This window comes from Kitasatospora sp. NPDC007106, from assembly GCF_040634455.1.
In the GTDB taxonomy this organism is placed as follows: Bacteria; Actinomycetota; Actinomycetes; order Streptomycetales; family Streptomycetaceae; genus Kitasatospora; species Kitasatospora arboriphila.
This window is the reverse complement of the sequence record NZ_JBEYFP010000190.1, coordinates 1-10,053: the sequence shown is the minus strand read 5'-3', so window position 1 is coordinate 10,053 and position 10,053 is coordinate 1. Positions and strand designations below refer to the sequence as shown.

Annotated in this window: 7 protein-coding genes; 2 read left to right on the top strand and 5 right to left on the bottom strand. The window is 70.9% G+C overall.

All coding sequences use genetic code 11. From position 1 onward, the window contains the following. Nucleotides 1–30: 30 nt before the first annotated feature. The 4 genes from ABZ641_RS17215 to ABZ641_RS17200 all read right to left on the bottom strand — a co-directional run bounded on the left by ABZ641_RS17215 (nt 31) and on the right by ABZ641_RS17200 (nt 4,951). The gene (locus tag ABZ641_RS17215; protein WP_359982703.1) at nt 31–1,536 is read right to left on the bottom strand and encodes an NCS1 family nucleobase:cation symporter-1; all 1,506 of its coding nucleotides are present in this window, start codon (nt 1,534–1,536) and stop codon (nt 31–33) included. 136 nt (nt 1,537–1,672) lie between these two features. Further along, on the bottom strand, nt 1,673–2,689 hold the full coding sequence (locus tag ABZ641_RS17210) for a TIGR03842 family LLM class F420-dependent oxidoreductase (protein ID WP_344626519.1): 1,017 nt from the start codon (nt 2,687–2,689) through the stop codon (nt 1,673–1,675). A gap of 7 nt (nt 2,690–2,696) precedes the next feature. Then, nucleotides 2,697–4,097, bottom strand: coding sequence for a dihydropyrimidinase (gene hydA / locus ABZ641_RS17205; protein ID WP_344626518.1), 1,401 nt, complete (start codon nt 4,095–4,097; stop codon nt 2,697–2,699). Nucleotides 4,098–4,108: 11 nt separating this feature from the next. Beyond that, nucleotides 4,109–4,951 (bottom strand): nitrilase-related carbon-nitrogen hydrolase, encoded by an 843-nt coding sequence (locus ABZ641_RS17200; protein ID WP_359982699.1) that lies wholly within the window; start codon nt 4,949–4,951, stop codon nt 4,109–4,111. Nucleotides 4,952–5,285: 334 nt separating this feature from the next. On the opposite strand from ABZ641_RS17200, the gene ABZ641_RS17195 reads away from it, so the two are divergent. After that, complete coding sequence (locus tag ABZ641_RS17195) at nt 5,286–7,802, top strand: DUF3516 domain-containing protein (RefSeq protein ID WP_359982696.1); 2,517 nt, start codon at nt 5,286–5,288, stop codon at nt 7,800–7,802. A 174-nt stretch (nt 7,803–7,976) separates the two neighbouring features. Here ABZ641_RS17195 and ABZ641_RS17190 read toward each other — a convergent pair whose 3' ends face one another. Further along, complete coding sequence (locus tag ABZ641_RS17190) at nt 7,977–8,828, bottom strand: hypothetical protein (protein ID WP_344626515.1); 852 nt, start codon at nt 8,826–8,828, stop codon at nt 7,977–7,979. Between the two features lie 199 nt (nt 8,829–9,027). Here ABZ641_RS17190 and bioB point away from each other — a divergent pair. Then, on the top strand, nt 9,028–10,053 hold a 1,026-nt coding region (gene bioB / locus ABZ641_RS17185), incomplete at its 3' end, for a biotin synthase BioB (protein WP_359982693.1).

The window sequence follows — 10,053 nt, the reverse complement described above, 5'->3', positions numbered from 1 at the left end:
GCCGGACGTCCGGCCGCCCCGCCCCCGCCGTCATCGTGCCGGTCTGCGGGTGCCCGCGCTCAGGGCGGTGTAGAGCGCGAGCGAGGAGGCGAAGCCGACCGCCCAGCCGTAGTCGGCCAGCGGCTTGAGGAAGGGGATCAGGCCGTCGGCGGGGAAGGGGCCGCCGTAGGAGCCGCCGACCGCGAGGAGGCCGCCGACGACCAGGGAGGTGACGGCCCGCCAGTTCCAGCCGCCGGCGTACCAGTAGGCGCCGTGCGGGCGGTACAGGTCGGCGAGTTCCAGGGCGGTGCGGCGGACGATCCAGTAGTCGGCGATCAGGATGCCGGCCACCGTGCCGAGCATGCCGCCGACCACGCCGAGCCAGGTGAAGATGTAGATCTGCGGGTCGGAGATCAGCTTCCACGGGAAGATCACGATGCCGACCACGCCGGTGATGACCGCGCCCGTCCGGAAGTTCACCAGCTTCGGCAGCAGGTTGGACAGGTCGTAGGCCGGGGACACCACGTTGGCCGCGATGTTGACGGACAGGGTGGCGATCAGCACGGTCAGCAGGGCGAAGAGGATGCCGACGGTGGAGTCCATCTTCGCGGCGAGTGCGATCGGGTCCCAGATCGGCTCGCCGTAGACGGCCTGGGAGCCGGAGGTCACCAGGACGGACAGCAGCGCGAAGAGGGTCATGGTGGTGGGCAGGCCGAGCGCCTGGCCGCGGATCTGCGCCTTCTGCGAGCCGCCGAAGCGGGTGAAGTCGGGGATGTTCAGCGAGAGCGTCGACCAGAAGCCGATCATGCCCATCAGGGCGGGGAAGAAGACCTTCCAGAAGTCGCCGTCCCAGCCGAGCTTGGAGGGCTGGTCGAGCAGCGGGCCGAAGCCGCCGGCCTCCACCGAGATCCAGATCAGCAGGGCGAGGGCGCCGACGATGACGAACGGCGCCGCCCAGTTCTCGAACCGCCGCAGGGTCTCCATGCCGCGGACGATGATCGCCATCTCGATCACCCAGAAGATCAGGAACGACAGCCACTGCGTCCACGGGTAGCCGCCGACGTGGGAGGCGTCCTGCCAGCCGGAGCCGAGCAGCTTGCCGGCGAGCAGGAAGATGCCCTCGCCGCCGATCCAGGTCTGGATGCCGAACCAGGCGCAGGCCACCGCCGCGCGGATCATGGCCGGCAGGTTGGCGCCGCGCAGGCCGAACGAGGCCCGGGCGAACACCGGGAAGGGGATCCCGTACTTGGTGCCGGCGTGCCCGGTGAGCAGCATCGGGACGAGCACGATCAGGTTGGCCAGCGCGATGGTGAGGACGGCCTGCTTCCAGTCCATGCCGAGTGCGACGAGGCCGGAGGCGAGCGTCCAGGACGGGATGTTGTGGGCCATGCCGACCCAGAGGGCGAGGAAGTTGTAGGTGGTCCAGCGGCGTTCCGCGACGGGGACGGGTCTCAGGTCGTCGTTGGCGAAGCGGGGGTCGGAGAGGTCGGTGCCGGGGGCGAGTTCGATCCGGCCGTCGGGCTGCACGGACTGGGTGACGGACTGGGCTGCGGACACGGGCTACCACCTTGTGGGGGGACGGCCCGGCGGCCGCCGTGGGGGGCGGCCGCCGGGGAAGGTGATGGTGCGTCGGTGCGGGTGGTCGGTGCGGGTGCGCGAGGGGAGCGCGGGGCGTCGGGCGAGCGCCTCCGGGTCAGGAGAGGGCCGGGATCACGCTCTTGCCGTAGGCGTCGATGGTGGGCTCGATCGCGTCGTGCATCGCGTACACGGCGAACTGGTCGACGCCCAGCGCGCGGAGCTCCTCCAGCTTGGCGAGCTGCCGCTCGGGGGTGCCGATCAGGCAGAACCGGTCGACGATCTCGTCGGGGACGAAGGCGGTGTCCGGGTTCCCGGCCCGGCCGTGGTGGCTGTAGTCGTAGCCGTGCCGGTCCTTGATGTACGCGGTGAGCTCCTCCGGGACCATCGCGGAGTGCTCCCCGTAGCGGGAGACCAGGTCGGCGACGTGGTTGCCGACCATGCCGCCGAACCAGCGGCACTGCTCGCGGGCGTGGGCCAGCGCCTCCGGCGAGTCGTCGGCGGTCACGTACGCGGGGGCGGCCACGCAGATGGTGACGGAGGCCGGGTCGCGGCCGGCCTCGGCGGCGGAGTCGCGGACGGCCTTGACCATCCACTCGGTCAGGTAGGGGTCGGCGAGCTGCAGGATGAAGCCGTCGGCGACCTGTCCGGTGAGGTGCAGCGCCTTGGGCCCGTACGCGCCCATCCAGACCGGCAGCCGGGAGCCCTCCTTGACCCACGGGATGTGGATCTCGGTGCCGTCGACCTCGACGGTGCGGCCCTCGGCGAGGTCGCGGATCGCGTTGATCGCCTCGCCGAGCATGCCGAGCCCGGCCGGGCGGCGGCCGGCCACCCGCTGCGCCGAGTCGCCGCGGCCGATGCCGCACACGGTGCGGTTGCCGTACATGTCGTTGAGGGTGGCGAACAGCGAGGCGGTGACCTCCCAGGTGCGGGTGGCGGGGTTGGTCACCATCGGGCCGACGATCATCCGCTCGGTCTCGGCGAGGATCCGGCTGTAGATGACGAAGGGCTCCTGCCAGAGCACGACGGAGTCGAAGGTCCACCCGTGGGTGAAGCCGGCTGCCTCGGCGCGCTTCATCCGGTCGATGAGCAGGCGGGCGGGCGGGTCGGTCTGCAGGACGAGTCCGATGTCCACGGGGCTCCTAGCGGTCGAGGTACTGGCAGGTGGCGCGCGGCTGGTAGCGGCCGTGGCCGGCGCGTCCGAGGTAGTTGTCCCCGTCGATGACGACGGTGCCGCGGGAGAGCACGGTGCGGACCTTGCCGGTGATCCGCCTGCCCTCGTACGCCGAGTAGTCGACGTTCATGTGGTGGGTCTCGGCGGAGATCGTCTGCTCCGCGTTCGGGTCGTAGACCACGACGTCGGCGTCGGCGCCGGGGGCGATGGTGCCCTTCTTCGGGTAGAGGCCGAACATCCGGGCCGGGGTGGCGCAGGCGATCTCGATCCAGCGGCGGCGGGTGAGGTGCCCGTCGACGACGGCCTGGTGCAGCAGGTCCATCCGGTTCTCGACGCCGGGCAGGCCGTTGGGGATCTTGGAGAAGTCGCCGCGGCCGAGTTCCTTCTGCCCGACGAAGCAGAACGGGCAGTGGTCGGTGGAGACCACCTGCAGGTCGTTGGTGCGCAGGCCCTTCCACAGCTCGGCCTGGTGCTCCTTGGGCCGCAGCGGGGTCGAGCAGACGTACTTGGCGCCCTCGAAGCCGGGCTCGGCGAGGTTGTCGGTGGAGAGGAAGAGGTACTGCGGGCAGGTCTCGCCGAAGACCGGCAGGCCGGCGTCCCGGGCGCCGGCGATCTCGGCGACCGCGGAGGCGGCGGAGACGTGCACCACGTACAGCGGCGAGCCGGCGACCTGGGCGAGCTTGATCGCCCGGTGGGTGGCCTCGGCCTCCAGCAGCTCGCGGCGGACCTCGCCGTGGTAGCGCGGGTCGGTCTTCCCCGCGGCGAGGGCCTGCTCGACCAGGACGTCGATCGCGATGCCGTTCTCGGCGTGCATCATGATCAGGCCGCCGTTGTCGGCGCCGCGCTGCATGGCCCGCAGGATCTTGCCGTCGTCGCTGTAGAAGACGCCCGGGTAGGCCATGAACAGCTTGAAGGAGGTGACGCCCTCCCCCACCAGCAGGTCCATCTCCTTGAGGCTGGCGTCGTTGACGTCGGCGAGGATCATGTGGAAGCCGTAGTCGATCGCACAGTTGCCCTCGGCCTTGGCGTGCCAGGCGTCCAGGCCCTCGCGGAGCGAGGCGCCGACCGACTGGACGGCGAAGTCGACGATCGTCGTGGTGCCGCCCCAGGCCGCGGCCCGGGTGCCGGTCTCGAAGGTGTCGGAGGCGGAGGTGCCGCCGAACGGCAGCTCCATGTGGGTGTGGGCGTCGACGCCGCCGGGGATCACGTACATCCCGGTGGCGTCGATCACCCGGTCGGCCGTCCACTCGGCGGCGCTGCTGCCGGCCGCGGCGAGGGCGACGATCCGCTCGTCCTCGATCAGCACGTCGGCGTTCAGTTCCTCGGCGGCGGTGACCACCAGGCCGCCGCGGATCACGGTGCGGGTCACGGGCGCTCCTCTCAGGCCTGGGTGAGCGGGCCGTAGGCGTCCGGGCGGCGGTCGCGGTAGAAGGCCCACTGCTGGCGGACCTCCTCGATGGCGTCGAGGTCGAGGTCGCGGACGACCAGCTCCTCGTCCTTGTCGGAGGCCACGTTGCCGACGAACCGGCCGCGCGGGTCGACGAAGTAGCTGGTGCCGTAGAAGTCGTTGTCGCCGTACTCCTCGACGCCGACCCGGTTGATCGCGGCGATGTAGTACTCGTTGGCGACGGCCGCGGCGGGCTGCTCCAGCTTCCACAGGTACTGGGAGAGGCTGCGGCTGGTGGCCGACGGGTTGTAGACGATCTCGGCGCCGGCCAGGCCCAGCGCGCGCCAGCCCTCCGGGAAGTGCCGGTCGTAGCAGATGTACACGCCGACCTTGCCGACCGCGGTGTCGAACACCGGCCAGCCGAGGTTTCCCGGCTTGAAGTAGTACTTCTCCCAGAATCCCTTCACCTGCGGGATGTGGTGCTTGCGGTACTTGCCGAGGTAGCTGCCGTCGGCGTCGATGACGGCGGCGGTGTTGTAGTAGAAGCCCTGCTGCTCGACCTCGTAGACCGGCACGACGATCACCATCCGCAGGTCCCGGGCCAGGTCCTGCATGCGCCGGACGGTCGGCCCGTCCGGGACGGGCTCCGCCCAGGAGTAGTGCTCCGGCTCCTGCACCTGGCAGAAGTACGGGGCGTTGAAGACCTCCTGGAATCCGATGATCTGGGCGCCCTGCGCCGCCGCCTCGCGCGCCGCCTTTTCGTGAGCGGCGACCATCGTTTCCTTGTCCCCCGTCCAGGCGGTCTGGAACAGCGCTGCCCTGACGACTCGGCTCATCTCAACTCCTCGCAGAAGTCGGTGTAGACCGTTGACATTAGGAGTTTCACACCCCGAGGTGCAGTACCACGCTGTAACGCTCTCCCGTGTTGTGCGTTCCGCGGCGAAACCATGATCGGATGTAAATCGGATCCGGATGACGAATGGCGCCCGTCGGGGTTACACCGGGGTTTCCGATGGGGATGATGGATGAATTCGCCGCTTCCGGCGCGGCCCCGCAGGGCGGTCGGACGGCGACCGGGCAGGGGTCGGGCAGGGGTCGAACGACGGCCGGGCGGCGGCCGGGCGGGGAAGGGCTTTGCCCGGGATGATCCGGAGCAGGCAAGATAGGCCGGTGACCCTCCTGGACCTGATGCCGAAGCCCGCCACCCCCGACGCCCTGTTCGAGACCTTCGCCGAGTGGGCGTCCGACCGCGGCATCACGCTGTACCCCGCCCAGGAGGAGGCGCTGATCGAGCTGGTCTCCGGGAACAACGTGATCCTGGCGACCCCGACCGGCTCCGGCAAGAGCCTGGTCGCCGCCGGCGCGCACTTCGCCGCGCTCGCCGAGGGCAAGCGGACCTTCTACACCGCGCCCATCAAGGCCCTGGTCTCGGAGAAGTTCTTCGACCTCTGCAAGATCTTCGGCACCGAACAGGTCGGCATGATGACCGGCGACGCGAGCGTCAATCCGACCGCGCCGATCATCTGCTGCACCGCCGAGGTGCTCGCGCAGATCGCGCTGCACGACGGGGACCGGGCCGACATCGGCCAGGTCGTCATGGACGAGTTCCACTTCTACGCCGAGCCGGACCGCGGCTGGGCCTGGCAGATCCCGCTGCTGGAGCTGCCGCAGGTGCAGTTCCTGCTGATGTCCGCCACCCTCGGCGACGTCCGCCGCTTCGAGGAGGACCTCACCCGGCGCACCGGCCGCCCGACCGTGGCCGTCCGCTCGGCGACCCGCCCGGTGCCGCTCTTCTACGAGTACCGGCGCACCACCCTGCACGACACCCTGGAGGAGCTGCTCACCACCGGGCAGGCGCCGGTGTACGTCGTGCACTTCACCCAGAAGGAGGCGGTGGAGCGGGCGCAGTCGCTGATGAGCATCAACATGTGCACCAAGGCGGAGAAGGACGCCATCGCCGCCCTGATCGGCAACTTCCGCTTCACCACCAAGTTCGGCCGCAACCTCTCGCGCTACGTCAGGCACGGCATCGGCGTGCACCACGCCGGCATGCTGCCGAAGTACCGCCGGCTGGTCGAGCGGCTCGCCCAGGCCGGCCTGCTCAAGGTCATCTGCGGCACCGACACCCTCGGCGTCGGCGTCAACGTGCCGATCCGCACCGTGCTCTTCACCGCGCTCTCCAAGTACGACGGGCAGCGGGTGCGGGTGCTGCGGGCCCGCGAGTTCCACCAGATCGCCGGCCGGGCCGGCCGGGCCGGCTTCGACACCGTCGGCCAGGTGGTCGCGCAGGCCCCCGAGCACGTGGTCGAGAACGACAAGGCACTCGCCAAGGCCGGCGACGACCCGAAGAAGCGCCGCAAGGTCGTCCGCAAGAAGGCCCCCGAGGGCTTCGTCGGCTGGTCGGAGGAGACCTTCGAACGCCTCATCGCCGCCGACCCGGAGCCGCTGGTCAGCCGGTTCAAGGTCAGCCACGCCATGCTGCTCTCGGTCATCGGCCGGCCCGGCGACGCCTTCGCCGCCATGCGCAAGCTCCTCACCGACAACCACGAGGACCGCGCCGCGCAGCGCCGCCACATCCGCTCGACCATCGCGATCTACCGCTCGCTGCTGGAGGGCGGCGTCGTCGAGCAGCTCGACGAACCGGACGCCGAGGGCCGCCGCGTCCGCCTCACCCTGGACCTCCAGGAGAACTTCGCGCTCAACCAGCCGCTGTCCACCTTCGCGCTGGCCGCCTTCGACCTCCTCGACCAGGAGTCCCCCTCGTACGCGATGGACGTCGTCTCCGTGGTCGAGGCGACCCTGGACGACCCCCGGCAGATCCTCGCCTCCCAGGAGAACAAGGCGCGCGGCGAGGCCGTCGGCGAGATGAAGCGCGACGGCATCGAGTACGAGGAGCGGATGGCCCGGCTCCAGGAGATCACCTACCCGAAGCCGCTCGAGGAGCTCCTCGGCCACGCGTACGAGGTGTACCGGCGGGCGCACCCGTGGATCGGCGACCACCCGCTGGCGCCCAAGTCCGTCGTCCGCGACCTGTACGAGCGGGCGATGACCTTCACCGACTACGTGGGCTTCTACGAGCTCGCCCGGACGGAGGGCATCGTCCTGCGGTACCTGGCCGGCGCCTACAAGGCGCTGGAGCAGACCGTCCCCGACGACATCAAGACCGACGACCTCAAGGACGTCATCGCCTGGCTCGGCGAACTCGTCCGGCAGGTCGACTCCTCGCTGCTCGACGAGTGGGAGCAGCTCGCCAACCCGACCGAGCCGGAGGCCGCCGAGGTCCGGCTCGACGAGAAGCCGGCGCCCGTCACCGCGAACGAGCGGGCGTTCCGGGTGCTGGTGCGCAACGAGATGTTCCGCCGGGTGGAGCTCGCGGCGCTCGAGCACTACGACGAGCTGGGCGAGCTCGACGGCGAGTACGGCTGGGACGGCGACCGTTGGGCCGACGCGATGGACGGGTACTGGGAGGAGTACGACGACCTCGGGACGGGGCCGGACGCCCGCGGGCCGAAGATGCTGATGATCGAGCAGGTCGAGGACGAGGGCCTGTGGCGGGTCCGGCAGATCTTCGACGACCCGGCGGGCGACCGCGACTGGGGCGTCTCCGCCGAGGTCGACCTCTTCGGCTCCGACGAGGAGGGCCGCGCCGTCCTCCGCGTCACCGCCGTCAACCGCCTCGGCGGCTGACGGCCCCTCCCGGGGGAAGCACCTCGGGGGGGTAGTCAGGGGCGCGGGGAACTGCGCGATGCGGGAGTGGTGCACTGTACGAACCGGGGCTGCCCCTGGTTCTGTGCAGTTCGCCGCATCCGGATCGCGCGGTTCTCCGCGCCCCTTTCGGCTTGCCCCCCGGAGGGGTTCTTCCTACATCCAGAGGAAGGGGGTACGGGCGGTGTAGGAGAGGGCGCGGGTGGCCTTGTCCAGGGTCTGGTCGCCGGGGGCGAGGGTGGTGCGCTGGTCGGTGTAGCGGGAGACGGTGACGGTCAGGTAGTGGCCGACCGGCTCGACCCGGGCGACGCCGGCGGGCTTCGGCGGGGGTGTGGTCGCGGTGGGAGACGAGGGCGTCGTCCCGGCCGGGGCGCTCGCGGCGCCGGACACGGCGGCCACCGGGCTGCCCGTCGCGGTCGGAGAGGGCGTCGGGGACGGCGCCGGCGCCGCGGACTCGGCGGTGAGGAAGGCGAGGACGGCCGGGTCGGCGAGTGCCTGACGGGCCTTCTGCGCGCTCTGTTCGTCGGCGAAGCGCAGGACGGTCACGCTGCTGACGACCTGCTGGTCGGCGTTGGTGTAGCCGACGGAGACGTACGCCTGGCAGCCGGTGTCCTTCAGCGGGTTCTTCTCGCGGTCGAGCAGGATCTCGGTGCAGTCGGTGCCTTCGCGGGCGGCCGTGCGGTGGGCCTGGACGCCGTTCTGGTCGACGGTGTGCTGGCCGGGGAAGTAGTGCTCGGCGGTGAAGCTCTGGGCTTCCGTCAGCGGCTGCTCGGAGGCGAGGCCGGGGGCCGGCTGGTACTTCTTGGACTGGCCGCTGGTGCTGCCGAGGCCGGGTATGAGGTCGCCGGGGTTGGGCCGGCTGACCACCCAGCCGACGGCGACCGCCGCGACGGCGAGGGCGCACCACAGAGCGGTGCGGCGGCGGCCCGGTCCGTGCCGGCGCGGTTCGGCGGTCGTCCCGCCGTCGTGTCCGGCCGCGGTCTGGTCGGGCTCCCCCTGCGTGGTCATGCGGGAGATTCTAAGCAGGTGATCGGTCCGGCCCGGAGGGAGGGCCCTGCCACAGGGGCGCTACGCGCACGAAGGGGGCGTACGTGACCTGCGCCACTACCGTCTGCGGCGGCACTGTGACAACTCGCACACCGCCGAGCGGATCTTCTGGCGGGTTCCCTCTGGCGGAAGGCGACGCGGCACGGGCAGGATCAAGCGCATGGATCTGCTCGACACCCTCACCGCCAAGGGCCTGCGCCGGGAACTGCCCACCCGGGAGGAGGCGCTGGCCGTCCTCGCCACCACGGACGACGAACTCCTGGACGTCGTCGCGGCCGCCGGCAAGGTCCGCCGCCAGTGGTTCGGCCGGCGGGTCAAGCTCAACTACCTGGTGAACCTGAAGAGCGGTCTCTGCCCGGAGGACTGTTCGTACTGTTCGCAGCGGCTCGGTTCGAAGGCCGAGATCCTCAAGTACACCTGGCTGAAGCCGGAGCAGGCGGCCGAGGCGGCCGCCGCGGGCCTCGCGGGCGGCGCGAAGCGGGTCTGCCTGGTCGCCAGCGGCCGCGGCCCGACGGACCGTGACATCGACCGGGTGGCCGACACCATCGCCGCCATCAAGGACGCCGACGCACAGGTCGAGGTGTGCGCCTGCCTGGGCCTGCTCTCCGACAACCAGGCGGAGCGGCTGAAGGCGGCCGGCGCGGACGCGTACAACCACAACCTCAACACCTCCGAGGCGACGTACGGCGACATCACCACCACCCACACCTACGCGGACCGGGTGGACACCGTGCAGAAGGCGCACGGTGCGGGCCTGTCCGCCTGTTCGGGTCTGATCGCGGGCATGGGCGAGAGCGACGAGGATCTGGTCGACGTGGTGTTCGCGCTGCGCGACCTCGGCTCGGACTCGGTGCCGGTCAACTTCCTGATCCCGTTCGAGGGCACGCCGCTGGCACAGGAGTGGAACCTCAGCCCGCAGCGCTGCCTGCGCATCCTGGCGATGGTCCGCTTCGTCTGCCCGGACGTCGAGGTGCGGATCGCCGGCGGCCGCGAGGTGCACCTGCGCTCGCTGCAGCCGCTGGGCCTGGAGATCGCCAACTCGATCTTCCTCGGCGACTACCTGACGAGTGAGGGCCAGGCCGGTCAGGCCGACCTCGACATGATCAAGGACGCCGGCTTCACCGTGGAGGGCGCGGGCGAGCGCACCCTGCCCCGGCACCGCGCGGACGCGGTCGCGGGCGGCTGC